Genomic DNA, 25,164 nt, shown 5'->3' with positions numbered 1-25,164 from the left:
AAGCGGCGGTCAGCGTTCGGGCACTCCGGATTGCCGCAGCCCCTCGGCCATCCGATCCCGCCACTGCGGTATCCTCTGAAACCAGGGCAGCGCCCGATACCGCTCGATCGTGAACCCCGCCTCCGCTGCCAGCAGCTTCTGCGCCGCCCATCGGGCGGTCTCCATGTCCCCTGATAGCGCCGACCAGGCCGCCAGATGGCGATAGGACCAGGTCACATCGGGATAAGTGTTGACGACGTCCTGGGCTATCGCGATGGCTTGCGGGAGAGCCCCTTGCATCGCCATGGAAAAGGCCATCCCCAGTCTCATGTTGAATGCCAGCGGGTCCCTCGGGCTCAGCGTCATCCCACGCCGGAAGTGCTCCGTCGCACGCGCGGGATCGTCGGTGAAAAGCGCGAGCCAGCCGAGGCGCGCCCATGCCCAGGCATTGTTCGGATCCAGCGCCAGCGCCTTTTCGATAAAGGTGGCGGCGCGCTCCTGATCGCCGCAGATGCTCATTGTCGCACCAGCCGCAGTCAAAGCCGTCGGATCGTCGCTGATCGCGCCCGCACCTTCGATCGCCGCCCGTGCCAGGTCCAGTTCACGCTCCGGCTGGTCGGTCCACAGATAGGAAGCGCTCGAGGCATGGCACCAGGCCAAAAGCGCATGCGCACGGCCGTAGCCGGGATCGACCAAGATCGCCTGCCGAAGCAGTTCGATCGCCTGGTTGTTGGTCTCCTTGCGGCGCCCCCAGAGATTGGGGAAGGCGCGCATGACGAAATCATAGGCGCGCAGGCTGGCCGGCGGCTTGCGCCTGGCAAGCTCGATCTCGGCATCGCGGATGGCCGGGTGGATGGCGCCAGCCACCTGCGCGGCGATCCGATCCTGGAATTCGAAAATATCCTCGATGGCGCCCTCGTAGCGATCCGACCAGGATTGGGTCCGGGTCTCGGCGTCCACCAGTTGCACGGAAATGCGCAGCCGGTCGCCGCCGCGTCGCACGGTGCCTTCGACCACATAGGTGACGCCGAGCTCGCTGCCGACGTCCCGCACATCGACGAAGCGCCCCTTGTAGGTGAAGGCGGACTGGCGCGCGATGACGAAGAAGTCGCGGACGCGTGAGAGCGCCGCAGTGATCTCCTCCACGACACCATCGACGAAGTAGTCGTCGCCCGGACCGCTCAGATTGTCGAAGGGCATGACGACGAGCGACGGCTGGTCCTTGCTGCGGCCGGCCGGCGGCACCCCGTCGAGGATGCCGCCCCCGACAGCGACCTCATCTTGCCAGTCGACCCGGAAAACCAGGATGGGCCGGGGGATGTTCTTCAAGTTCCGCTCGCCGAGGCTGGTCAGCGCGAAGGGCACCTTGCCGTCGAGATGTTCGCGCACCGCCCCGGAAATACAGATGCCCGACGGAGCGGCGATCTCCTGCAGGCGCGCAGCGATATTGACCCCGTCGCCGAGCAGATCGTCTCCCGATACGACGATGTCGCCGAGATTGATGCCGATGCGAAACTGCAGGCGACGTTCCGCGGGCATATCCTCCACATCGAGAAGACCGCGCTGGATTTCCACCGCGCAGCGCACCGCCTGAACGGGGCTTGGAAACTCGGCGACGAGACCATCGCCGGCACTGCCGAAGATGCGGCCGCCATGGTCACCCACCAATTCGGCAATCCGGCCCCGGCACCGATCGAGCGAGCGAAGCGTGTTTTCTTCGTCGAGCGCTGCGAGGCGACTGAAGCCGGCGACATCGGCCGCAAGGATGGCTGCGAGCTTTCGATCCACAACGGTGACCGCTCCTGCGGCGGAGGATTTCGCTGAGCCTAATATGCGCGAATTCTAGAATATTCACAGATGCCAGTGGCAAGCGAGAGCGGATGACAGCCACCGCCGAGCAATAACGCGCGCCCCGCGGCGTGAGAGCTTGCCCTGCTGAGACCTGCCGACCCTTAGACGACAGGCGGTATCAACGTCAGCACGTCGCCATCATCCGGAATGAGCAGCCTGGTCAAGGCGATGCCGTGGGCGCTGGTGGCGGCGCGCAGGTCGCCTCGGCTGACCGTCGCATGGTCGAGCGCCTCCATGTGGGTCGCAACCACGATGCTCTTCTTGGAGGCCTCGCAGACCGCGATCGTCTGCGCCGCATCCATCACGATCAGGGCACCGTCCCAGCGCGCGCCGCAGGAATGGGTAACGATCACATCCGGCTCCGTGTCGCGGATGGTCTTTTCGATCGCCGGATAGAGCACCGTGTCGCCGGCCCAGTAGACCGTCGGTTCGCCCTTGGCCTCGAGGCTGAAGCCCATCACCGGCCCCATGTCCTGAACGACAGGGCCAAGCCCGTGGCTGCCGTCGCGCCGGGTAAGCTTCAGGCCCTGCCACTGCGCCTTGCCAAGAAGCGGCGTGACGTCGCGAAAACCGGCCCCGCGGATCGCCTCCTCGTCACCCGGCTGACAGAAGATCGGCAGCCCCTTGGGCAAGCGATGCTTGGCAGTGTCGTCGAAATGGTCCTCGTGCAGATGCGAGATGATGACGAGCTCGACGCCGGCAAGGATCGTATCGGTGTCGAACGGCAGCTCGACCAGTGGATTGGGCGCCCGCCCGGCAAAGGACGGCAGGCTGTCCTTCGGTCCGAGGAAGGGATCAATGAGCACGGTATGGCCGCCATAGTCGAGCTTGAGAGTGGCGTTGCGGATAAGCTGGAGTTTCATGGGTGTCCTCCCTGGCCGGAAATCGGCAGTGACCGCGATCCTTGCGCAAGCCGTGATGAAATCAAGCCCTGAAATGTGGTCCAGCCAAAGCGAGAAACACAACCACGGAGTGAGCAAAACTTTAACGTTCCACCGACAAACATACGGGCGTTCTGCGATAGAAAGGGAGCCGGAGTGAACGATACCAACGACACCGTGCGCTACACAAGAAAATCGATACTCTGCATTGGCACGCTCGTTGGCGTCACGCTCGTATTTCCCTTTGCAGTTCGCGCGTTCGCTCACTTTCAGGAAACCTCAGACCCACTGGAAACAACGATCTTCGTGTTTCTTGCTGCGGCCTACGCACTGCCGGTCATCTACCTGATCCTCGCCGGCTGCATCGCCATGATCGCCAGCGAGCGGGCCGAGCAGGTCGGCATGTCCCCATTTGTCGGTATCTACGTTGCTCTGCTTGCGTTCTCGGATGTTCCGGTCGGCATCGCCTTCAGTGCGTTTGGAGCCATGGCCGATACGGCCGTGCTCTATGCGAGCCGTATGCTTGGCATTGGCCTTGCCCCTTATCTGCTGATCGCCGCCATTGCCGCGTTGATCACCCTCGGACTGCTGCGCGAAAGGCGCAGATTGCTCAACGAGCGCCATGCCCGGGCCTATCGCCTGTGGTTCTCCCTGCTCGTTTTCTTGATGGTGGTCGGAGTGTGCAATCTTCTCGGTCTGGCTTCGATGCTGCTGTTAGGATCAATGAGTCTCGCAGCAATCGTCCAAATGATCCTCATCCCCATCAAGTCCATCACCCTCTATCCGGTGCTGCCCGTTGCAATGTTCCTCACCGCTTCGGCTTATCTCGTATATGTGAGCCGCGAGCGGGATAGCGGTCCGATCGAGCCACATCCTATGGCGGCGAAATCACGAAAGAACTTCGGGCGCAGGAACTGACCTCAGCCGCGACGGCTGCAGTTGCACCCGCTTGCCCCCTCACCGCCAGCCGCAATCCCAGGGCTGTCCTCTGGCCGTGCGGTGGCAGGCATAGGCGCGGCCGCAGGAATGGGTGGCGGAAATCGTCATCCGGCCTCGGCCCGAGCCGCGGGAGAACATCTGCCGGAAGGCAACGTTCGCGCTCTCGGGGCAACTCGAAAAACTCTTCTTCTGCAGTTCGGCCGGCGGGCTGATCGCGCGGGTGCCGGTGTTTTTCTGCGGTGTCTTGATCGTCCCTTGCGTCTCGCTCGGCTGCGGCAGCTTCGCCTCGCGCTGGATCGCGACGCAGCGGCCGTCTTTTGCCTCCTGGTTGCGGCCGCAGGCAATCGGGCAGATCCGCGCCTTCTCCAACTTCAGGCGATCGAGCACGTCGCTGGAAGGTTCGAGCGTCGCTAGGTCGACCTTGCCGAACTTGGAGAAGGCTTCGAGCGCCTTGCGACTACCTTCGCCCCAGACCCCGTCTTCGCTGCCGGCGCGACAGCCAAGCCGGTTGAGCTCGACCTGTACGGACCGGGCCAATGTCGTGTCATCGGCATTGGGCGCAGCCAGCGCCGGATCGATGGCCGCCACCGCCTGGCCACCCGCTCCGCCGGGCACGCCTTCGGATGACGGTGCTGAAGCCCGCTCGATGATCTTGATCTTCGCCTTGGCGAGCGAAACGAACGCACCGACGGGATATTGCTGCAGGTAGGCGTCGAAGAGGTCGCGGTCGGTCGCATCCTTGATCGTTTCCCAATAGGCAAGCTCGGCCGCCTGCCCTGTCGCGGGCGCCTCGGCCGGCGCCGGCTTGCCGTCGATTGCCGGCTTCAGCACCACCTCGCCGGTCAGCGAGGAATTGTCCCAGGGCACCTGCTTGCCGCCGGTTGCCGCCAGCACGTCACGGCGCACATCGATCAGCTCGCGGGTGATGTCGCGACCCGGCTGGCCGAGATGTTTCAACAGCGCCGATGTGAACGGCGAGTTCCGCCCCGATCCGTCAAGGGCGACATTGCCGGGTTGCGTGGAAAAGGCGATCAGCGTGCCGATGCCGGTGCCGACCTTGGCAAGGCCGCGGCCGACCGAGGCGGAACGCGTGCCCATCGAACGGGCGAGATTGACCGCCAGAGGATTGTCGCGGCAGGCGTCGAGCAGGATGATATTGACCCGCGTGCTGCGCTCCATCGCCGACAGGATCAGGTTCATCGGCACCGCCTCGAATTCGAGATCGACCGAGGAAGCAAGCGTTGCATCGACGGGGGCAAGGTAGTTTTCGCCGTTCACCTGCAGGCCGTGGCCGGCATAGAAGAACAAGGCGAGATCTGCGCCGTCGAGCCGACCGACGAAGTCGCGCACCGCGCGACGCACCCCGGCTAGGTCGAGATCCGCACCGGTCACCACCTCGAAGCCCAGACCTTCGAGCTTTGCCGCCATGTCGTGTGCGTCATTACCGGGATTGGGCAAGGTGGCCACATGCTGATAGGCGGAATTGCCGATGACCAGCGCCACGCGCTTTTCGGCCAGCGCCTCCGATGCGAAAAGCACCAGCAGAACGGACAAGGCGATGCGAAGGAATGGCATGGCTCCCCCCGACAATTCGCGGATGATCGCGACCACGCGTCAGCCCCAACGCCCAAGCGTGCTACCGGCAATGCGGCCTGTCAATGCAAGGAGGGTGTCCGGCAGCTCTGACGGGCCCATGCCCGCCCGAAGGAGTGAGGCGGTCGCCGCCCTTGCCCATCCCTTGGGATTAGCAAGAGCAGCCGCGCTCGCTCTCAAGGGGTTTCAGGCGCCGTCAGCAACGGCGCCTGTGCAAATGTCGAATGAAGGATGGAGCCGCCGGTCAGCGGCGCGCCTGTCGCACCGCTTGAGCGGAATGGAAGGTTACTTGACGACGACGTTGCCGTTGACGATCTCGACGTTCTCGTCGCCCTGCAGGCCGATGCGGTCACCACTCGGTGCGGTGACGAAACAGCCGCTGGGGCAGATCATTTCAGTCGCTCCGGATGCGATCGCCACTTCCACACGGCTTTCGCCCTCGACGACGATCAGAACGGCGGTCTCGCTGTCCTTGTTCGTGACAGTCGCGGCACTGGCAGCACCGGCCATCGGCGCGCCGGCCATCAGCAAACCGGAAAGCAAAGCAATCACAAATTTCTTCATCGCCCATCGACGCCAGACGCGCCGCCCTCTTGCCGAGCCGGCCGCCCCGTCGGTTCGCGACGCTGCGCCGGCCACCTCTTCAGCCGATGACCAGCGTAGTCGGTCACCAGAAGAATTGCATGCTTTTTATGGCAGGCCGGCTGAATAGTGGCTGAACGGTCCGTTTATCAGCGGTTTGGGTTTGTCCGGCGGCTGGCCACCCGGCGACTGCCCGTCTCCTCCGCGTCGCGCTCCTCGTCGAGCGGCGCAGCAGCGGCGGTCTTCTTGTCCGAAGCGGCAGACTTGGCCGCGGCCCTTGCCTCGGCGGAGGTGGCGCCCTTCGGCTCGCCCACCTCTTCCGGGTGATGGCTTTCGATGCCGGTCTGGTCCTCGACAGGCACGTCCTCGATCTTGACCGGGAACGGCGCACCGATGCCCTCGTCGCGGAAACGCTCGTAGATCGAGACGCGCAGATCGTTGCGCACGCCGCCGCCGGTGAGGACGTCGGCGACGTAGATGCGCAACTCGAAGGTCATGCGGTCATCGCCGAAAGCGGTGAAGCCGACGCTCGGCGACGGGTTCTTCAGGACCATGGGATGGGCTGCCGCGATTTCGGAAAGCAGTTCCATGATCCGGCGCGGCTCGCTGGCATAGGTGACGGTGATGGCGATTTCGGAGCGGCCGAGCTTGTTGCGGTGCGTCCAGTTGCCGACCGAGGCGTTGATGAGCAGCGAGTTCGGCATCATGATCGACTGGTGCTGGAAGGTCTCGATCTCGGTCGCGCGCACCGAGATACGCTTGACGAAGCCTTCCGTCGTGCCGCTGACGATCCAGTCCCCCACCTTGAACGGACGCTCGACAAGCAGGATGAGCCCCGAAACGAAGTTCGAGACGATGTTCTGCAGGCCGAAACCGACACCGAGCGAGAGAGCACCGGCAACGAGCGCGAGGTTGGAGAGGTCGATGCCGGCCGCCGACAGGCCGATCAGCCCCGCAAGCCCGACGCCGGTGTAGCCGATGCCGGTGCGGATCGAGTTGCGCACGCCGGCGTCCACCCGGCTGCGCGCCATGATGTTGCCGTCGATCCAGCGCTGCACGAAACGGGTGACGGCGTAGCCGAGCGCGAAGAACAGGATGCCGGCGAGGATGCCGACCAGCGAAATCGTGATCGAGCCGATCTTGATCTCGGTCACCATCCGGTAGGCCCAGGACTCGATGTCGGCGACCTGGAAGCCCCACTGCAAGAGGATCAGCGGGATGAAGAACATCACGACCAGCGCGTAGATGCTGAGGCCCGCGGCAAGGCCGATCTGGTCGAGCGCCACCTGTTCGAGATTATAGCGCCGCTCGAGATAACGCCCGGCCGCGGTCTCGGCAAAGGCGCCCTGCTTGGCGACAGCCCGGCCGGTGAGGATGCCGATATACATCGTGACGAGGATCGCGCCCGTAATGATGATCTGCGTGGCGATGAAGCGGGCAAGACCGACATAACCGGAGACAGCGGCAATGATGAGCAAGGCGCCGGTCGCAAGCAGCGCGAAGGACACCACCCGCGGCCAGGCGCGGCCATGGGCATCGAAGGATTCATCCTTCCTGAGCGTCGGCTTGATCCAGGCCGAAGCCATGATGATGAGGCCGATGACGATGGAGGCAATGTAACTCTTGACGACGGTCAGGACGACAGGCGAACCGAGCGCCTCGCTGACGCCGCCGAAGAGGTAATCGAGACCGTTGACCAGCGCCATGGCGAAGATCGCGATCATCAGCATCCGGGCGCCACGATCGGACACCCGGACCAGCCGCCAGCGCGAATCGCGTGGCGAAAGCACCGCCTGGGCGAGCCTGGTGACGAAGAACACGACCACGGCCACACCGAGCGTGACGGCAATGATCGGCGCGATATCGGAGCGCAGCACGTTGAAGCCGCGCAGGAACAGGAAGCTGGAGATGGCGAAGGCGGCCGAAGCGATCGTCGGGATCAACGTCGACCAGAAGGCGACCGAGAGCCTGCGGAAGTAGCTCGGCTCCTCGTCGGTGATGTCATGCTCGATCAGCGGGCGAAAGAGCCTGCGGCTGCCGGAAAGAAACACCAGCGCCGCCAGCAGCGACAGGAACAGCGCCGTCAGGAGCGGCACGCGCTTATAGTTCCAGGCAAAGCTCAGCCAGCTCCCGACGCTGCGAGACAGAACCCGGGTTTCGTCCGCCGTAGCGGCCAGCGCGTCGTCGAACATTCCGGTCGACACTTCGGTGTTCTTCAAAAGCGTATTGGAAAACAGCGCGCGACGGGTCGCAGTAATGGCGTTGGACAGCTTCGTCGCCTGCACCGACAGGCCTTCGGCCTCTCCGGTCAACGCGTTGATCGCGCCGCGCTCGGCCATCAGCCGCTTGCGTTCGGCGGTCACGATGTCGGCTTCCGGCGGCTGCCCCTCGGCCGGCGGATCGCCGAGTTCGGTGAGCCGCGCCTTGATTTCGTCGAGGCGCGGGCGGGTCGAAACCGAAACGCCGATGATCTGCTTGGCAAGCGCGTCGACCTGAACCTTGAGGTCGGCAAGAACGATGTCGTCGTCCTTGGCCTTCGCGACCTGGTCCGTCAGCTTCTTGAGCTCGTCGCCGGCCTTCGCGAGTTGTTCCGCCGCCTGGTTTTCGGCAGGCGCGGCCGCCTCGGCCTGAGGGGCTGCTTGCGCGGGAGCCGGAGCGTTCTGAGCGGGCTGCGTGGTGGTGGCGGCATCGGACGTCGTGTCGGCTGCGGCGGGCTGTCCGTTCTCCTCGGTCGCAGGCTTGCCGGCAGCGGGCTGGGTGGCGGTCTGAGACGTTTGCGGCGATTGCGCCGGCTGCGCCGATTTCTGGCCCCCTTGCACGTTTGTCTGTGCGGTTGCCTGTGCCGGTTGCGCCGCCTTCTGGGCCATGACCGGGCCGCCCACGGCAAGCGCCAGCAGGCAGACGAGAATGGCGGGCAGTTTTCCGACAGAACGCAATTTCATGATCCTTGCAGATTGAGACCGTGGCCCGGAATCGCTCCGGCCGTCTTCACGTTTCGATGTGAATACGAAAGACGGCGGAAAGATGCAAAGAACGGCGATAAATCGTCGCCGGCGCCCGCTTTCCCGTTAAAAACCGGCGCCGGGCTGCGCCAGATAGGCAAGTTCGGCCTCCGTCGAGCCGCGCGCCAGAAAGGCGTTGCGATGCGGGAAGCGGCCGAACTGCTCGATCACCTCGCGGTGCCGGATGGCATAGTCGAGATAATCGGCATCGCCGAGCTCGGTAAAGAGCTTCACCGACATGGTCTGGTCGGTAAGGTTTTCCGAGTGCTCGAAGGGCAGATAGATGAAAGCGCGCCATTCCGGCTTGATCGCCATGTCAGCGCCGGTGCCGACGGCGAGCTTCGCCTCGTGCAGCGCCAGGCAATCGGTGGCAAAGGCGAGCGGCGTGCCGCGAAACATGTTGCGCGGCATCTGGTCCAAAAGCACGATCGCCGCCAGCCGGTTCTCCGGGCTCGCCCGCCAGATCTCGTCGACGCCCCGGGCCAGCGCCAGGTGCGACGCCTGGAAGCGGCGGATGCAGGCCTGGTCGAGCTCGTGGCTCGTCCCGAACCAGTCGTCATAGGTGAGTTCGCCAAACCAGAAGTCCAGAACGTCCTGCGGCGTGCAAATGTCAGCTTCGTTCGCCATATGCTCCTCTTGCGGCCCAATGGCCGATCGCTCGGCCCCCGCTAACACATAGGCCGGGACCGGCCTATGTCCATAACTTGTTCCTACCCGCCTTACGCGCGTCGCTTCAGGATGGCAATGAAGGCGATGCCGCCGACGAGACCGGTGACGACGCCGATCGGCATGTCCTCCGGCGCCATGATGACGCGGGCCGTCAGATCCGCAAGGATGAGCGTCAGCGCCCCGAAGAAGGCCGAAAGCGGAATGACCCTTACGTTGTCGCTGCCGGCCAGGAGCCGCACGAAATGCGGCACCATCAGCCCGACGAAACCGATCGCGCCGGAAAAGGCGACCATCACCCCGGTCAGAAGTGCGGTGACGACGAACAGCGTCAGCCGGAAGCTGCGCACGGGAATGCCGAGCGTCATCGCAGTTTCGTCGCCCATGGCGAGCGCATTGATCTCGCGCGCCCGGATCATCAGCCAGGCGAGCGAGACGAAAAGCACCCCGCCGGGATAGACGAGCTGCGACCATTGCGCCAGGCCAAGACCGCCGAGCATCCAGAAGATGACCGTGTGGGTCGCCCTCGGATCCCCAAGGAAAATCATGAGGTTGCCGACGGACGTTAAGACGAAGGCGACCGCGACGCCGGCCAGCACCAGGCGGTCGGCGCTGCTGCCGAGCACGCGGGAGACGTAAGCGACCAGCACGGTTGCGAGCAGCGCGCCGGCAAAGGCAAAGAGCGGCACCGTGGCAAGGCCGAGGATCATGCCGGTGTGCAGCAGCGCCACGATCGCGCCGAGCGCGCCACCGGAGGAAACGCCGAGCAGATGCGGATCGGCGAGCGGATTGCGCGTGACCGCCTGCAGCACGGCGCCCGTCAGCCCCAGCCCAGCCCCGACGACGCCTGCCAGCATCACCCGCGGCAGGCGCACGTCCCAGACGATGCTCTCGCGGCCCGCCGACCAGAAGACCTCGACGCTACCGGGCGAGATCTTGCTGGCGATGATCGACCAGACGGTCGCAACCGGGATCTGCGCCGAGCCGAGCGATACGGCGGCCGTCACCGTCAGGAGAAGCAGCAGCAGGCCGGCGGCAAGGCCGAAACCGCTGCGGGCCACCCGTTGAGACGCGGCACGCGAAACCGCAACGGTGTCAGCCGACGTATCCTCAGCCAGCATCGGTTACAGGCCTTCGCCGTGAAAGGTCTTGGCGAGACGGGCGATGGCGTCGATGTTGCGCGGCCCCGGCGTCGCCTCGACATAGTCGAGCACGACGAAGCGATCGTTCCTGACGGCATCGACATTCTTGAATGCCGGATTGGTCTTCATGAAGGCGATCTTGTCCTCGGCCTTCACCTCGCCGTAGTTGACGATGACGACCACTTCCGGATTGCGCTCGATCACCGGCTCCCAGGAGATCTCCACCCAGCTCTTGTCGACATCATCCATGATGTTGGCGCCGCCGGCGGCCTCGATCATCGCCGTCGGAATGCCGAAGCGGCCGGACGTGAAGGGCTTCTCCTCGCCCGAATCATAGACGAAGACCCGTGTCGGCTTTGCCTTGCCGGCGTTCGCCTTGGTGATCTCGGCAAGCTGGCGGCGGTAGCCGTCAACCAGCGTCTCGGCGCGATCCTCGACGCCGAAAATGCGGCCGAGATTGAGAAGATCGACGAACATGTCGTCCATCGTTGGCTTTGCCTTGGCCATCACGTGGATGCAGGATTCGGTCAGCTCGTAGACGCCGATCTTGAAGGGCGCCAAGGTTTCGGGCGTGACCTCGCCGCCGACCTTCATGCCGTAGTTCCAGCCGGCAAAGAAGAAGTCGGCGTCGGCGTTGAGCAGCACTTCCTTGGTCGGATACTTCTCCGAAAGCTCCGGCAGTTCCTTGACGCCTTCGCGCAGCTTCTCGTCCAGCGTCTTCCAGCCGGAAACGCCGGTATAGCCGACCATGCGGTCCTGCAGCCGCAACGCCAGCATCATCTCCACCAAGTTGACGTCGTTGGCGATCGCGCGTTTCGGCGCCGCGTCGAAGGTCACCTCTCGGTTGCAGCTCTTGACCGTGACCGGATAGGCGAGCGCCGGGGTTGCGGCGGCCAGCACGAAAAGAAGGAAAAATGGGGCAATATTGATCTTCATGAAATAGATCCCTGTCGAGGAAGTGAAAAGGAAAAGCGGGCGCCGCCGGCGGCGGCATTGTGAACGGTGGCAGTGACGCCGAAGGCGGCCGAAAGTTCGCCGGGGCTGAGCACCTCTTCGGGCGTGCCGAACGCCGTCAGCCGCCCGGCGGTCAGGATCGCGACGTCGGTCGCAAACTCGGCGGCGAGATTGATGTCGTGCAGCGTTGAGACGATCGTCAGCTTCAGCGTCTGCAGCAACTCGAGGATTTCGAGCTGGTGGCGGATGTCGAGATGGTTGGTCGGCTCGTCGAGAATGATGATGCGCGGCTCCTGCGCCAGCGCGCGGGCGATCAGCACCCGCTGCTTCTCACCGCCCGAAAGCGTGGCGAACTGGCGACCGGCAAGATGCGCGAGATCGAGATGCGCGAGTGCATGCTGCACCCGATCGCGGTCGAAATCGCTCCAGCCGCTCAAGCCTTCCCGCCGCGGAATGCGCCCCATCATCACGACGTCGCGCACGCTGAAGGGAAAGTCGCCGGGCATTTCCTGCAGGACGACGGCGATCGTCCTTGCCGCCTCGCGCGCCGAGATCGACCACAGATCGATGCCATCGACCGAAACACGGCCGGCATTCGGCTGCACCGCCCGGTAGAGGCAGCGCAGAAGCGAGGTCTTGCCGGCACCGTTCGGCCCGAGGATCGCAAGCCGGCTGCCCGCCGCGATCGAAAAGCCGATGTCCTTGACCAGCGTCAGCCCCGCGCGTGGCCCCCAGTGAAGGCCCTCGACCTTGAGTGCCGCTCCCGTTGCCGTGCAGCTCATGGGTTGATCCCTCCCTGCGCCGTCATTGGAAGTGCCCGCCGAGGTCTTCGGAAACGAGCATCGCTGCGGGGATGCGGGCAAGCGTCTTGCCTTTCAACCCGCGTGGCCGCTCGGCCGCCCGCGTCATGCCATCGCCACGCTCGGCATAGGTTGTGGCAAAGCGTACGAGATCGTCGATGTCTTCGTCCGGCGAGACGTCGCCGAAGAGATAGGTTGCCTTTCCCGTCGCCTGGAAGGCGATGGTGCAGGGCCGCGTGCAGGCCGCCATGCACACCGTGCCGGCAATCGAGAAGTCACGATCGAGCGGTGCGCCGAGTGCAGCGATGCTGCCGTTCAGCCGCTTGATCAGCTCGGCGCCGGGCGCGCAGGGGCCACCGGTGAAGCGGCAATCGGTGCAGACCGTTATCTTGTGCTGTCGGAAATTCGGCTCAGCCATTCCTGCCCTCCGCCGGACTGACGGCAAGAGATGGCGAAACGGCAGAAGGACGGATAGCCGTCGTGCGAAAGCCAGTTCTTTTCCATCGGAACACCCCGTCCGTTGTGGTTGATCGGTTCGATGGCAGGTCTCCTGGCTCGCGGGTCGTGGCGCATCCACGTCTTCCCGGCTGATCGCCAGTGACATGGTGTGAATGCGCTTTCCGCTCACAGTTGCGGGGGCAGCCACGGTCTCGGCCCCATCAGGGTCGTCCGTTCCGTGTTCCCTTTTCAGCCGCCTCCGCATTGTCGCGGACGCAGCACCATCACCGCCTTCCTCGCATGAATCGGCGGGGGAGACAACCGCACGGCACAGGCGGGAAGGATCTATCAACATGCGGCGTATCGTCATGCGCAGTTTGTTATTAAATAACATTACGTCGCGCAAGCCGAAAATTGAGCGTCGGACACGATCCGACGCCCTACAGCCAAAATCCGCCTCACGACCGACAGGCAGCCGTGTCGCCTCAGAACTCCGGCGGAAAGAGCTCGGCCGTCAGCGTCACCGCCACCGCGGCGTTGCCCGGCAGGTTGCGCACGCCGCAGACGGAGCGGATATGGCCGGCCCTTTCGCCAAAGGCGGCAGCCAGAAACTCGGAGGCCCCGTCGAGCACCTTCGGGTGGTCGAGGAAATCCTCGGTGCAGGCGACATGCCCCTCCAACCGGACGATCTGGCGAATGCGCTCGAAACGGCCGAGATGTTCGTGGATCTGCGCCAGCGCATTGAGCACAGCCAGCTCGGCCGCCTTGCGCCCCTCGTCGATCGTCACGTCGCGCCCGAGCAGCCCCGTGTGCACGAAGCGCCCGTCGAGCAGCGGCCCCTGCATCGAGACATGAAGCATCTCGCCCGCCTCGATCACCGCGCGATAGGCGCCGAGCGGCTTCGGCGGCGTTGGAAGCTGAACGCCAAGCGCCCCCAGCCTACGGATAACCTCATCCATCATTGCTCCCCCTCCTCGTCACCTTACGAACCGGCCGCGCTTGCGGAGACGATGCCGCTTTTCATCTCGACCTTCGAAGTTCTGTCGCCCCTATCGCAAGCAGAAAGGCCCATCGTTCCTTGCGCCTCCAGCCGTATGTTCAAGCATAGCCAAGAGAAAACGCCTCATGCCTCACGTTGCGAGATAACATTACGAATTACAACACCAGAGTTGAAGTGCCGGCGCGATACTGTCGCGCGCATCCGTGTTTCGATCGCATGCGGCGGACGCATCGCGGCGTCCGCCAGGCGCGCACCCAAGTAAAACCGCTCAAATGTAACATACGTTACGCTCACGTAACCCTATGCCGGTTGAGAATTTCGACGACCGAAGCGACAATTGCCGGGATTAAGATTGGGCATCGACAAGATCCGAAAACAAGCTCAACTTAGCCGCGCAGATCCCGAAATGAAGTGATGGCAACTCAACTTTCTGAAGGGAATAGCAGCAGTGAATCCCATCGATTTTTTCGTCGACACGCTTCGGACCTATCCACCCGTCGCCGTCTTCCTCGCGCTTGGCATCGGTTTCCTCATCGGTCCGATCAAGGTCGCGGGGTTCAACCTTGGAAATGTCACCGCCACGCTTCTGGCCGGCGTTCTCATCGGGCAGCTTGGCATCCAGGTTTCCGGTGACCTCAAATCCACCCTGTTCCTGATCTTCCTCTTCGCCGTCGGCTACGGCGTCGGGCCGCAATTCGTGCGGGGGCTTAGCACCGACGGACCGAAACAGATCGCCTTTGCGCTCTCCGTGCTGGTGCTCTGCCTGATCGTTCCCTATCTCTGCGCGCTGATTGCCGGGCTGCCGCTCGGCTATGGCGCCGGCATGTATGCCGGTTCGCAGACGATCTCGGCTGCGATCGGCGTTGCGACCGACCAGATCAATTCGCTCGGGCTGACGCCGGAACAGGCCAAGACCTTTGCCGACCAGATCCCGATCGCCTATGCGGTGACCTATATCTGGGGCACGATCGGCTCGGCGATCATTCTCGCCCAGCTCGGGCCAAGGCTGCTCGGCATCGATCTGCCGGCCGCCTGCAAGGAATATGAGGCCAAGCTTGGCGGCGGCACGTCGAGCAGCGAACCCGGCATCACCAGCGCCTACCACGACTTCGGTCTTCGGGCCTACCGGATCGATGCGGCAAGCGGCCTGACCGGGACGCCGGTCAAGAACCTGCTCCCCGGCATCCGCGTCTATGTCGAGCGGGTCCGGCGCGGCAGCGAGATCATCGAAGCGGACGGCAACACCGTGCTGCAGCCGGGCGACGTCGTCGCCTTCTCCGGCCGGCGTGCCCTGCTCGTCGAGAACCTCGACACCAAGCTGACGGAAGTCGAGGACAAGCAACTGCTGAACGCCGAAGCCGAGGTGGTCGACGTCTACGTGACCAACAAGGCACTCGCCGGCAAGACGCTGGCCGAGGTCAGCACCATGGACTGGGCGCGCGGCGTCTATGCCCGCAAGATCATCCGCTCGCTGGTCGAGATCCCGGTGCTGCCCGGCACGACCGTCGAGCGCGGCGACATCGTCACCATCGGCGGCGCCAAGCATCATGTCGAAACGGCGATCAAGGCGCTCGGCTTTGCCGACCGGCCGGTCGAGACCACCGATATCGCCTTCCTCGGCTGGGGCCTCTTCATCGGCGCGATGATCGGGGCGCTCACCATCACCATCGGCGGCATCCCGATCGGGCTTTCGACCTCCGGCGGCGCGCTTCTGGCCGGCCTCGTGCTCGGTTGGCTGCGCACCACCTACCCCGCCTTCGGCCGCATCCCCTCACCGGCGCTGTGGCTGATGAACACGCTCGGCCTCAACATCTTCATCGCCGTGGTCGGCATTGGCGCGGGGCCCGGGTTCGTCGCCGGGCTTCAGGAAGTCGGCATTTCGCTCTTCATCTGGGGCGTGGTCGCAACCTCGATCCCGATGATCGCCTCGGTACTTATCGGCCATTACGTCTTCAAGTTCCATCCGGCGATCCTGTTTGGCGCCTGCGCCGGCGTCAGAACGACGACGGCAGCGCTCGGCATGATCCAGGAGGCGGCCAAGAGCAAGGTGCCGGCGCTCGGCTACGGCATGCCCTACGCCATCGGCAACACGCTGCTCACCATCTTCGGTCTCGTCATCGTCATCATGCTCGCCTGAGGCGGGCTTCAGAAACCGAGACCTTCGCTTATTGATCACAGGGAGTGTGGATCATGTTGGACAGAAATTTCTACGACAGTATCTCCGATCTGAGCCCGTTCGAAATCAAGGACGAGCTGATCAAGCTCGCCAAGACGAGCTCGCAGAAATCCGCCAAGGCCTTCCTCAACGCCGGCCGCGGCAACCCGAACTGGACGGCGACGCGCGCCCGCGAAGCCTTCTTCCTGCTCGGCCAGTTCGCGCTGACGGAAGCCAAGCGCGCCTATTACGACCCGAAGGCCGGTGTGGCCGGCATGCCGCCGCAGGACGGCGCCCATGCCCGCTTCGAGAAGTGGACGAAGAAGCTGCTGCAAAACACGGCGGACTGGGACGAAGAGGATGAAGGCGTGCCGCCGGCAAAGACGCTCTCCGACGCCGTCAACTATGCCATCACCACGTTCCGCTTCGATGCGGACGCCTTCGTGCACGAGCTGACGGATTCGATCATCGGCGACAACTATCCGGTTCCTGACCGGGCGCTGCATCACAATGAAATCATCACCCATGAATACCTGATGTGGGCGATGTGCGCCGGCCACCGGCCGAAGGCGCAGTTCGACCTCTACCCGGTCGAAGGCGGCACCGCCGCCATGTGCTACATCTTCAAGGCCTTGAAGAACGCCCGCCTGCTTAACGCCGGCGACACGATCGCACTCGGCACGCCGATCTTCACGCCCTATCTCGAAATGCCGGAACTGGAGGACTACGACCTCAAGACGATCAATGTCAGCGCCGAGCAGGAGGATCGCTTCCAGTTCACCGACGAAGACATCAAGGCACTCGAAAACCCCAAGGTGAAGGCGCTGTTTCTCGTCAACCCCGGCAATCCATCGGCCGTTGCGATGGATCCGGATTCGATCAAGCGCCTTGTCGATCTCGTCAACAAGAAGCGCCCCGACCTGATCGTGCTCACCGACGACGTCTACGGCACCTTCGTTCCGGGCTTCCAGTCGCTGCTCGGCCATCTGCCGCGCAACACCATCGGCGTATATTCCTACTCGAAGTATTTCGGCTGCACCGGCTGGCGTCTCGGCGTCATCGCGGTGGCGCAGGACAACATCTTCGACGAGAAGATCAAGGCCCATGGCGAGCCGATCCAGAAGCTCTTGGAAAAGCGCTACAAGGCGATGACGCCGAAGCCGCGCGAGGTGAAGTTCATCGACCGCATCGTCGCCGACAGCCGCGACGTGGCGCTCAACCACACCGCCGGCCTGTCGCTGCCGCAACAGGTGATGATGTCGCTTTTCAGCCTGGTCGAGCTGATGGATGTCGACAAGGTCTACCAGAAGGCCTGCATGGCCATATGCACGAAGCGGTTCTGGAACCTGATCGAGGGCATGGGGGTCGAGTCCAATCCGGGCATCTATTTCGACCACTATTACGGCATCATCGACTTCGAGTTCTGGCTGCGTAAATATGTCGGCGAAGATGTCGTCACCTGGGTGAAGGACAACATCCACCCGCTCGACATCCCCTTCCGGCTTGCCGAGGACCACGGCATCGTGCTGCTCAACGGTTCGGGCTTCGATGCGCCGAGCTGGTCGGCGCGCGTCTCCTTCGCCAACCTCAATGACGACGCCTATTCGCAGATCGGCCGCGCCGTGCGCTCGGTGGCGCGCGGCTACGTCCAGACCTACCAGGCCGCCAAGGGCCTGAAGATCAGCTGACGCCTCAAACGGCCGGCCACTCCGGTGGTCGGCCGCCTCGCCTGCGCTGCCTGCGTCCGCTTCGGCCGGAGCCTCTTGTCGCTCACGCCAGAATTGAGAAATGGGCATGAATTCATGGGATTGCAGAGTTCCCTTCACGTTTGAAGGCATAAGCGGCCATCCCCTTGCAGATCCTTGCCAGAAGAGTGAGCAGTCCGGCCGAGGGCGTCCGCTTCGGCGGGCAAACGGGAGGCCCTACCGCGTGATCGACACCGTTTTCAACATCCTGCGAAATCACCCGGAACTCGCCCTGTTCCTGGCGCTCGGCATCGGCTACGCGATCGGCAAGATCACCGTCTTCGGGGTCACGATCGGCGCCGTCACCGGCTGCTTGCTCGCCGGCGTGCTGATCGGCCAGACCGGGGCCGAGCTTTCCAACGACGTGAAGCAGGCCTTCTTCCTGCTCTTCCTCTTTGCCATCGGCTATCGCACCGGCCCGCAATTCTTCCAGAGCCTCAACGCCGACGCCCTGCCGCAGATCGCCGTGACCGTAACGCTCTGCGTCGTCGCCCTCGGTGTGGCGATCGTGCTTTCCATGCTCTTCGGCTTCGACCTCGGCACGGCGGCCGGCGTTCTTGCCGGCGGCGCGACGGAATCGGCGACCGTCGGCGTTGCGATCGACACCTTCCGCAAGACCGCGCCGACACCGGAGGCTGCCAGCCAGTTCGAATCGGCCGTCGCGACCGGCTTTGCCGTCGCCTATCTCGTCGGCGTCGTCACCGCCATCCTGGTGCAGTCGCAACTGGCGCCCCGCCTGTTCGGCCGCAGCCTGAAGGACGCCTGCGCCGAGCTCGAGGCCGAGCTCAACATCGCCCCGCAAAACAGTGGCGACAGCGCCCGCCGCGAAATCGAGGCACGCGCCTTCGTGATCAGCGACAACCTCGTGGGCCTCACCGTCGAAGAGGCGGAAGCCAGGGTGCCCGAAAACCAGAAGGCCTATATCGAACAGATCCGAAGGGGCCAGGAGATCATCACCCCTGCCCGCAAGGAGCGGCTGCAGGCTGGCGACGTCATCGCCGTTGCTGGCCTTCGCGGCTTCCTGGTCGAATATTCCAGCCGGATCGGCACCGAAATAGACGACCGCACCCTTCTCGACATTCCCGTCGAAGTGCTGGACGTGGTGGTGACCAACAAGGATGTCGCCGGAAAACGCCTGTGGCAGCTACGGCAGCAGCCGGAATCGCGCTCGGTATTCCTGCGCAGCATTCTGCGCGCCGGCCAGCCGATCCCGATCTTTCCCGGCCTGACGGTACGCCGCGGCGATGTGATGTCGATTGCCGGCGCCAGGCGCCATGTCGAGGAAGCGGCCACGCTTCTGGGCTATGCCGACCGTGAGACGACGGCGACCGACATGGTTTTCGTCGGCGTCTTCATCTTCCTCGGCGGCCTCATCGGCATCCCCGCCCTGAAGCTCGGCGCGCTCGAAATCGGCCTCGGCGTCGCCGTCGGCGTGCTGATTGCCGGCCTTTGCGCCGGCTGGCTGCGCTCGGTGCGGCGCACCTTCGGCTTCGTGCCCGAGGCGACGCTCTGGTTCTTCGACAGCGTCGGGCTCTGCGCCTTCATCGCCTGCGTCGGCATCTCCGCCGGCCCGAGCTTCGTTGCCGGCCTCGTCCAGTCCGGCCCGGCACTGGTCATCGCCAGTTTCCTGATCTGCGCGATCTCGCATGTCGCGGCACTCGCGCTTGGCCGCTGGGTCTTCCGCATGAACGAAGGCGTGCTCGCCGGCACCTGCTGTGGTGCCGGCACCTCGGCCCCGGCGCTTGCCGCCGTGCAGGAGGCGGCCGCAAGCAAGGTCCCGACCCTCGGCTACGGTCTCGGCTACGCGATCGGCAACGTACTCCTCGCACTCTGGGGCGCGGTGCTCGTCACCGTGCTGGTGTAATCGGGGAGGCTCGGGGCGGTGCCGTTCGGAGCGAATTGCGATCGTGAGGGAGCGCCCTGGACAACCGCTGCTGTCGCGGCGCGCGCGCTCATAACGACACAACAGCGCGGCCCGCACTGGCAACGCGGCAAACGGCGCATCGAACGCGACCGTCCAACTGGCGGCCTGCTCGGTCTACACGCCTTCCAGATAATGCGCCTTCTGCGACGGATAATAGTCCGAGAATGACGGCAGGGACTTGCCGGCGCGCGCCGCGACCAGCATGTCGAGGTAGTATTCCCAGCCCGGCCCGACGTCTCCAGCGAGCTTCGGGTCGCTCAGCGTCTGCAGCAGCTGCAACTCGGTCTCATCGCCCTTCTGCGTGAATGTCAGCTCGATCCGCCAAGCGCCGGCGTCATCCTTCATCACCACGACCAGGCGGTGCGGCGCGGCGCATTCCTCGATCAAGACATCCGTCCATGGCTGGCTTTTCTCATGGAGCAGTTGCAGCCGCACGGTCTTGCCGGGACCGGCTTCGCCTTCCCAGCGCCCGAACCACAGCGCGGTGCTCTCGGACCTTGTCACGCTCTTCCAGACGTCGTCGATGGGGGCACGAAACGTGCGCGTCAGGATCAGGTCGTTGCCACGGACGTGGCCGGTGGGCTTGGGGCTCATACCGTCTTCTCCCTTTGGTCCTCACGGATAGGCAAGCCTGCGGCGGTACCACCGCGCGTCTATCTGTACACGGTAACGGCTACTTCTGCGAGAGCACGGGTGTCCGCAGCTGCCAGCCCCGCCACGCACCTAACGCAGCGGCCAGACCAGCATCAGCATCGGCTGCTGATAGTTGCCGGGTAGTCATCAGGCAGCCGGCGGGCCGATTTTTCCGCACCCGGCTAGCGACTACGTGGAGACGGATGTGGCGCAGAGAAAGCTTCTGAAGCCGCCGATCGGCTGTCGTCCCAGGACAATAGCGCGCGACCTGCATCGGTCCAGCGTCCAAATCGCGCGCCGAACTCCGACACCTCCATGTACCCGAAAGCCGCAAGCGCCTCGATTGCACTTTCGCCAGCCGACATAGCGTAGCTATCGACCAAACCATCGGAACGCTCCTCAAGATACTGCTGCACCATCAGTGCAAGTGCCTTGAGGGTCAGCATCTGGCGATCTTCCATGGTGTCACTTTCCGAAGGTGAGGACTGCTGCGAATCCGCGTACCGAGACTGCCTAACGCAGCGGCCAGACCAGCATCAGCGCCGGGATGCTGACGATGACGATCACGATCGACAGCGGCAGGCCGAGGCGCGGATAGTCGCTGAACTTGTATCCGCCCGGCCCCATGACCAGCGTGTTGCACTGGTGACCGATCGGCGTCAGGAAATCGCAGCCGGCACCGATGGCAACTGCCATCAGAAAGGCTTCCGGCTTGTAGCCGAGCGCACCGGCAAAGCTGGCGGCGATCGGCGCCATGACCAGCACGGTCGCGGCATTGTTGAGGAACGGCGTCACCCCCATGGCAGCGAGCAGGATGATCGTCAGCGCGCCGGCCGGCGGCAGGCCGGCGGCAACCGTGCCGAGCCACTGCGCGATGACATCGGTCCCTCCGGTCGTGCGCAAGGAATCGCTGACCGGGATCAGCGCCGCCAGCATCACCAGGATCGGTCCATCGACCGAGCGATAGAAGTCGCGCAAGGGGATGATGCGAAAGACGACCATGGCAAGAGCCGCCGCAAAAAAGGCGATCGGCACCGGCACGAGACCGACCGCCGTCGAGCCCATGGCGGCCGCCAGAACCAGAAGCGGAAGCGGCGCCTTGCGGGTGGTGCCAAGCAGGATCTCGCGCTGCGCCAGCGGCAGGCAACCGAAGTCCTGGAGGAAGTGCGTCAACTCGCGCCGTGCACCCTGCAGCACGATGATGTCGCCGGCCCTTAAGCGAATGCTGCCGAGCCGCTGCTTCAGCCTCTCGCCCTGGCGGCTGACGGCCAGCAGGTTGATGTTGTGGGTGTTGAACAGCGCCAGGCGCTGCGCCGACATGCCTTCGAGCGGCGAACCGCTGCCGACCACGGCTTCGATCGCCTCGATCTCGTCACCGGCCTTTTCCCGCCCATGCGGCGCGCGGTCGCCGGCAATCTTCAGCTTGCCTTGCGAGACGATGCGATCGAGCGCCCCCGGGCCGCCTTCAAACAGCAGGATGTCGTCGGCCTCGAGCGTCACGTCGGGCAGCGGCGCCAGATGCAGGCCGCGGCGAAAGATAGCGATGACGACGGCGCCGCCGTCGCCGAGCTTCACCAGATTGCTGAGCGCCTTGCCGATCGCCGGTGAACCGGCGGCGACCACCGCCTCGGAGGTATAATCGGTGATCTCGATCGCCGAATGCACGGAAATCTGCTGGCTGGTGCGCTGCGGCACCAGCTTGTAGGCAAACAGCAGAAAGATGCAGCCGACCAGCGCCAGCGTCGCGCCGACGGGCGTGAAATCGAACATCGTGAAGCTCTCGCCGGTCAGCTCCTGGCGCACGCGCGAGACGACGATATTCGGCGACGTGCCGACCTGGGTCATGAGCCCGCCGATCAGCGAGCCGAAGGCCATCGGCATCAGGAAGGCGGAAGGCTGAACATTCGATCGCCGGGCAAACTGGAAGGCGACCGGCAGCATGATCGCCAGCGCCCCGATGTTCTTGATGAAGGCGGAAAGCACCGTCACCGTGATGACCAGCAGGGCGAGTTGTGCGCGCACCGAGGAGATGTTCGGCAGGAACCGCTGGATGGCGGCATCGACGATGCCCGAGCGCGCCACCCCGGCGCTGACGATCAGGGCGCTGCCGACGATGATGACGATGTCGTCACTGAAACCATCGAAGGCATGATCGTAAGGAACGATGCCGACGGCGACCGCCAGCATCAGCGCCGAACAGGCGATCACGTCGTATCGAAACCGCCCCCAGATGAAGAAGGCCATCATGGCGCCGATGACGATAAACGCGAGAGACTGATCGGCGGTCATGCAATATCCGGGTTCAGCGAAGGGACTGGGCGGGACGGAACGTGCGGCTGACAAAAGCCGAAACGCGCGATCCGCGCAGAAGTTCACGCAAGACGTAACCCATGTTTCGGCAAATCGGAATTCACCTCAGCGACAAATCTGGGCATGAGTGCGAAGCGCATCGATTGCGCGGCGTCGCCCGGCGGCGAGGTGGCAGCCCCGCCGCCCAGCTATTGGGCCGCCCCGCTACTCGATGGTCCCGAATACGGCCGTCTCCAGCGTATCGATGGCCTCGTCCCGCTGCTTGCCCTTCATCAGAAAGGTAAGCATTCGCCAGGCGTCTCGCCCGCGCAGCGCAAGGGTTATCTCGGCGGTGGTGTCCGGTTCCTTGATCGACTTCATCGCCAAACGTATCGCCATTTGGCCGTTGATCATCACCGGCTGCCAGTCTGCACTCGCCTCGAATCCCGCCTTCGCCTGCAGCTCGGCGAGCCTCTCGGCATATTGCCGTTCGTTGATTGTTGCCGGGATCTGCTCGTGCCCGAAATAGATGCCGCCGCCTGCCTGATCCGAACCGATCATAAAGAACATGTTGTCGCGCGAGAGATCCTCGACGACCCAGGCCGCCTCGAACGTCGCCTGCCTGCCGGTCACTGGATTGACGAAGGTCTGCATGGGTGGCGGCGGGGTCAGGGCGGCAACCATCCAGGTCGCCGCCGGGTCCATGGACTTGCCCAATGCGACCGGAGTAAGCAGCGCCACCCCGACACCGACGGCAAAGCGCGTCCCCGAAATCCGGCGCCCCTCCACCCGGGCCCGCCCCCGGTCATGACCAGCGGGCCGGCCGTGCGCGACACGGCGGTATTGCAGGATCAGCGTGACGAAAACCAGCGGGAAGATATGCAGCGCCAGGCCCGTCAGCCACATCATCAGCTCGCGGTTAAGATGGAACAGGCCCCGGGACTGCCCGTTGAGCTGCACCACACGAATGCCGAAAAGCGCCTTGCCGGGCGACGTGCCGAACAGCGACATGATGACGGCGCGCAGCAGAACAGCCATCGTGGCGCTCGCGAATACCGCCGCCACAAGGATGGCGATGCGCCACTCCTGATAGTAGAACTGCAGAAGCGGCCAGGGAAGAAGAAGAACCGCAAAGGTAACCATGAGGTTCGCCGCATAGAACAGCAGTCCAAGATCGAGCGACGTTGCCCAAAATCGCGCCCAGGGCCGCGCCAGCGGCAGGCTCGGGATCGGCGGCAACGTCTCGTGACCCTCATCGCTCGCCGGCTGCTCCGGCTCGAGCCCCACGATCAGTTCGGGCGTGTCGGCGATGCGCATCCAGTCGCCCCTGCCCGATCGCCAGACCAGCGTGTCATGCGCCAAAGCGCCCGTCCTGACCAGAGCAAGGAGCTCCGTTTCGTCAATCGGGCCCTTTACCTCGCCGCCGACGGCATAATGCCAGAGCGTCATTTCTTCCCCCAAACCTCACGCACCTTGCGCGGATAGATTCATGCGTTGCGAACCGGCACGTCAGTTCGCGCAGGCGCCTCATTCAATCGATCGTTTCAAACAGCGCCGTCACGTTTCGTTCCATGTCGAGATCGGCGAGCTTTGCAGCATCGGCGTAAACGACAATCCGCCAGGCCCCTGCATCGCTCAAAACGAAGGTGAGCTCGGCATCCCCCGCAGCATTGTCGACCCGCGCGGCCGCTGCGCGATAGGCACGCTTTCCGTCGATCGTCAGAGGCCGCCACGGCGACGCTACGGTGAAGAGATCCTGGAGGTCCGTGGCCCAGCGCTTGGCATACTCCGCCGAGCCGATGCCTGTTGCGACATCGACGTCGTATTCGAAGAACATGCTGACCGAAGAGTCCTGCGCATCAAAAAAGGTGTTCACCTTTGTCGGCGTCTTCAATGTATCTGCCTTGAAGGGGCGATCGAAACGCGCCTCACCCAGCGTTTGCGGGTTCACCCATCGGGTCGACGCCGTGACGCTCACGTCTTTGTCGGGCATTGGAAACTGATTGAGGACGACCAAAAGCAGCTGCCCCAGAATGAAAGGCGCCGCCACTGTGGCGACAATGCCGCCGGCAAGCCGCGCACCGGAGATCGGCTTGCCCTCGACCCGTGCCTTGCGCTCGTCGTAGCCGGCGGGCTGGCCCTCGGCCACCCGGCGGTACTGAAGGATCGCGGTGACGATCGAGGCCGGGATGATGGAAAGCGCAAGCCCGCGCAGCCAGACGGTAAATTCGCGTTCGAGGTGGAAGCCGAGTCGGTTCTGACCAACCAACGGCACGACGCGCACGCCGAAGATCAGCTTGCCGAGCGACGTTCCGAAGGCGGCCATGACCAGCGCCAGAATGGCGAAGATCAACAGGTGCAGCAGCAGCAACAGCGAAAGGCTGGACTGAAAATCGAGCGCGCCAGGCGCGGCGAACATTTCGATATCAACGATATCCTTCGGCAGCACGAGTGCCGCGAGAGTTGCGACCAAGGCAGCCGGTATATAAAGCACCAGCACATCGAAAATGCGCGCCAGAAAACGGGGCCATGGCCGCGCAAGCGGATATGCGGGCAATGGCGGCGGCGCGTCGGCGGCCGGGCCGGGTCCC

General features: G+C 64.1%; 20 protein-coding genes and 1 riboswitch. Of the genes, 4 read left to right on the top strand and 16 right to left on the bottom strand.

Annotation, left to right across the window (positions count from 1 at the left end):
• Positions 1-9 precede the first annotated feature (9 nt).
• Entirely contained in the window at positions 10-1,767 is a 1,758-nt protein-coding gene (locus tag L981_RS19215; RefSeq protein WP_043619737.1) for an adenylate/guanylate cyclase domain-containing protein, read from the bottom strand.
• 164 nt (positions 1,768-1,931) lie between these two features.
• A complete protein-coding gene (locus L981_RS19210) occupies positions 1,932-2,693 on the bottom strand; it encodes an MBL fold metallo-hydrolase (RefSeq protein ID WP_043619735.1) in 762 nt (253 codons plus the stop codon).
• A 174-nt stretch (positions 2,694-2,867) separates the two neighbouring features.
• Here L981_RS19210 and L981_RS19205 point away from each other — a divergent pair, with 174 nt between their 5' ends.
• Positions 2,868-3,629: a hypothetical protein gene (locus L981_RS19205; RefSeq protein WP_043619733.1), complete on the top strand. Its 762-nt coding sequence runs from the start codon at positions 2,868-2,870 to the stop codon at positions 3,627-3,629.
• Positions 3,630-3,668: 39 nt separating this feature from the next.
• On the opposite strand, the gene L981_RS33350 is transcribed toward L981_RS19205, so the two are convergent.
• The 9 genes from L981_RS33350 to L981_RS19160 all read right to left on the bottom strand — a co-directional run bounded on the left by L981_RS33350 (position 3,669) and on the right by L981_RS19160 (position 13,789).
• Positions 3,669-5,225, bottom strand: a complete 1,557-nt coding sequence (locus L981_RS33350) for a caspase family protein (protein ID WP_052201881.1) — start codon at positions 5,223-5,225, stop codon at positions 3,669-3,671.
• A 303-nt stretch (positions 5,226-5,528) separates the two neighbouring features.
• The gene (locus L981_RS19195; protein ID WP_034788099.1) at positions 5,529-5,807 is read right to left on the bottom strand and encodes a hypothetical protein; all 279 of its coding nucleotides are present in this window, start codon (positions 5,805-5,807) and stop codon (positions 5,529-5,531) included.
• 167 nt (positions 5,808-5,974) lie between these two features.
• On the bottom strand, positions 5,975-8,767 hold the full coding sequence (locus L981_RS19190; protein ID WP_371258896.1) for a mechanosensitive ion channel domain-containing protein: 2,793 nt from the start codon (positions 8,765-8,767) through the stop codon (positions 5,975-5,977).
• Positions 8,768-8,893: 126 nt separating this feature from the next.
• Positions 8,894-9,454, bottom strand: a complete 561-nt coding sequence (locus L981_RS19185) for a DUF924 family protein (RefSeq protein ID WP_043619730.1) — start codon at positions 9,452-9,454, stop codon at positions 8,894-8,896.
• Positions 9,455-9,546: 92 nt separating this feature from the next.
• A complete protein-coding gene (locus tag L981_RS19180; RefSeq protein WP_082006091.1) occupies positions 9,547-10,614 on the bottom strand; it encodes an iron ABC transporter permease in 1,068 nt (355 codons plus the stop codon).
• A gap of 3 nt (positions 10,615-10,617) precedes the next feature.
• Positions 10,618-11,571, bottom strand: coding sequence for an ABC transporter substrate-binding protein (locus L981_RS19175; protein WP_043619728.1), 954 nt, complete (start codon positions 11,569-11,571; stop codon positions 10,618-10,620).
• Positions 11,568-12,371, bottom strand: a complete 804-nt coding sequence (locus L981_RS19170; RefSeq protein ID WP_043619727.1) for an ABC transporter ATP-binding protein — start codon at positions 12,369-12,371, stop codon at positions 11,568-11,570. The genes L981_RS19175 and L981_RS19170 overlap by 4 nt, the downstream gene beginning before the upstream one ends.
• A 22-nt stretch (positions 12,372-12,393) precedes the next feature.
• On the bottom strand, positions 12,394-12,807 hold the full coding sequence (locus L981_RS19165) for a DUF1636 domain-containing protein (RefSeq protein ID WP_043619724.1): 414 nt from the start codon (positions 12,805-12,807) through the stop codon (positions 12,394-12,396).
• Between the two features lie 104 nt (positions 12,808-12,911).
• A riboswitch (cobalamin riboswitch) is annotated at positions 12,912-13,128 on the bottom strand.
• A gap of 184 nt (positions 13,129-13,312) precedes the next feature.
• Positions 13,313-13,789, bottom strand: coding sequence for a RidA family protein (locus L981_RS19160; RefSeq protein ID WP_197067167.1), 477 nt, complete (start codon positions 13,787-13,789; stop codon positions 13,313-13,315).
• A 486-nt stretch (positions 13,790-14,275) separates the two neighbouring features.
• Here L981_RS19160 and aspT point away from each other — a divergent pair, with 486 nt between their 5' ends.
• From aspT to L981_RS19145, 3 genes are all read left to right on the top strand, one after another.
• Positions 14,276-15,964 (top strand): aspartate-alanine antiporter, encoded by a 1,689-nt coding sequence (aspT, locus tag L981_RS19155; RefSeq protein WP_245281669.1) that lies wholly within the window; start codon positions 14,276-14,278, stop codon positions 15,962-15,964.
• Between the two features lie 53 nt (positions 15,965-16,017).
• Positions 16,018-17,670 (top strand): bifunctional aspartate transaminase/aspartate 4-decarboxylase, encoded by a 1,653-nt coding sequence (locus tag L981_RS19150; protein WP_052201880.1) that lies wholly within the window; start codon positions 16,018-16,020, stop codon positions 17,668-17,670.
• Positions 17,671-17,911: 241 nt separating this feature from the next.
• Positions 17,912-19,591, top strand: coding sequence for an aspartate:alanine exchanger family transporter (locus tag L981_RS19145; RefSeq protein ID WP_052201879.1), 1,680 nt, complete (start codon positions 17,912-17,914; stop codon positions 19,589-19,591).
• A gap of 174 nt (positions 19,592-19,765) precedes the next feature.
• Here the strand turns inward: L981_RS19145 and L981_RS19140 are convergent, their stop codons facing one another.
• From L981_RS19140 to L981_RS19120, 5 genes are all read right to left on the bottom strand, one after another.
• A complete protein-coding gene (locus L981_RS19140; RefSeq protein WP_043619723.1) occupies positions 19,766-20,245 on the bottom strand; it encodes an SRPBCC family protein in 480 nt (159 codons plus the stop codon).
• Between the two features lie 221 nt (positions 20,246-20,466).
• On the bottom strand, positions 20,467-20,745 hold the full coding sequence (locus L981_RS19135) for a hypothetical protein (protein ID WP_043619722.1): 279 nt from the start codon (positions 20,743-20,745) through the stop codon (positions 20,467-20,469).
• Positions 20,746-20,797: 52 nt separating this feature from the next.
• Positions 20,798-22,573: an SLC13 family permease gene (locus L981_RS19130; protein WP_043619720.1), complete on the bottom strand. Its 1,776-nt coding sequence runs from the start codon at positions 22,571-22,573 to the stop codon at positions 20,798-20,800.
• Between the two features lie 225 nt (positions 22,574-22,798).
• Positions 22,799-24,022, bottom strand: a complete 1,224-nt coding sequence (locus L981_RS19125; RefSeq protein WP_043619719.1) for a GYF domain-containing protein — start codon at positions 24,020-24,022, stop codon at positions 22,799-22,801.
• Positions 24,023-24,104: 82 nt separating this feature from the next.
• On the bottom strand, positions 24,105-25,164 hold a 1,060-nt coding region (locus L981_RS19120; RefSeq protein ID WP_043619717.1), incomplete at its 5' end, for an RDD family protein.

This window comes from Ensifer sp. ZNC0028, from assembly GCF_000799055.1.
In the GTDB taxonomy this organism is placed as follows: Bacteria; Pseudomonadota; Alphaproteobacteria; order Rhizobiales; family Rhizobiaceae; genus Ensifer.
Note: the sequence above shows the minus strand (reverse complement) of the source record. Positions and strands in the feature narration are given on the sequence as shown.

What these genes read in the sequence shown, in the direction of transcription:
- L981_RS19210 (WP_043619735.1), bottom strand. Translation starts at nt 2,693, where the DNA reads ATGAAACTCCAGCTTATCCGCAACGCCACTCTCAAGCTCGACTATGGC.
- L981_RS33350 (WP_052201881.1), bottom strand. Translation starts at nt 5,225, where the DNA reads ATGCCATTCCTTCGCATCGCCTTGTCCGTTCTGCTGGTGCTTTTCGCA.
- L981_RS19195 (WP_034788099.1), bottom strand. Translation starts at nt 5,807, where the DNA reads ATGAAGAAATTTGTGATTGCTTTGCTTTCCGGTTTGCTGATGGCCGGC.
- L981_RS19190 (WP_371258896.1), bottom strand. Translation starts at nt 8,767, where the DNA reads ATGAAATTGCGTTCTGTCGGAAAACTGCCCGCCATTCTCGTCTGCCTG.
- L981_RS19185 (WP_043619730.1), bottom strand. Translation starts at nt 9,454, where the DNA reads ATGGCGAACGAAGCTGACATTTGCACGCCGCAGGACGTTCTGGACTTC.
- L981_RS19180 (WP_082006091.1), bottom strand. Translation starts at nt 10,614, where the DNA reads ATGCTGGCTGAGGATACGTCGGCTGACACCGTTGCGGTTTCGCGTGCC.
- L981_RS19175 (WP_043619728.1), bottom strand. Translation starts at nt 11,571, where the DNA reads ATGAAGATCAATATTGCCCCATTTTTCCTTCTTTTCGTGCTGGCCGCC.
- L981_RS19170 (WP_043619727.1), bottom strand. Translation starts at nt 12,371, where the DNA reads ATGAGCTGCACGGCAACGGGAGCGGCACTCAAGGTCGAGGGCCTTCAC.
- L981_RS19165 (WP_043619724.1), bottom strand. Translation starts at nt 12,807, where the DNA reads ATGGCTGAGCCGAATTTCCGACAGCACAAGATAACGGTCTGCACCGAT.
- L981_RS19160 (WP_197067167.1), bottom strand. Translation starts at nt 13,789, where the DNA reads ATGATGGATGAGGTTATCCGTAGGCTGGGGGCGCTTGGCGTTCAGCTT.
- L981_RS19150 (WP_052201880.1), top strand. Translation starts at nt 16,018, where the DNA reads ATGTTGGACAGAAATTTCTACGACAGTATCTCCGATCTGAGCCCGTTC.
- L981_RS19140 (WP_043619723.1), bottom strand. Translation starts at nt 20,245, where the DNA reads ATGAGCCCCAAGCCCACCGGCCACGTCCGTGGCAACGACCTGATCCTG.
- L981_RS19135 (WP_043619722.1), bottom strand. Translation starts at nt 20,745, where the DNA reads ATGGAAGATCGCCAGATGCTGACCCTCAAGGCACTTGCACTGATGGTG.
- L981_RS19130 (WP_043619720.1), bottom strand. Translation starts at nt 22,573, where the DNA reads ATGACCGCCGATCAGTCTCTCGCGTTTATCGTCATCGGCGCCATGATG.
- L981_RS19125 (WP_043619719.1), bottom strand. Translation starts at nt 24,022, where the DNA reads ATGACGCTCTGGCATTATGCCGTCGGCGGCGAGGTAAAGGGCCCGATT.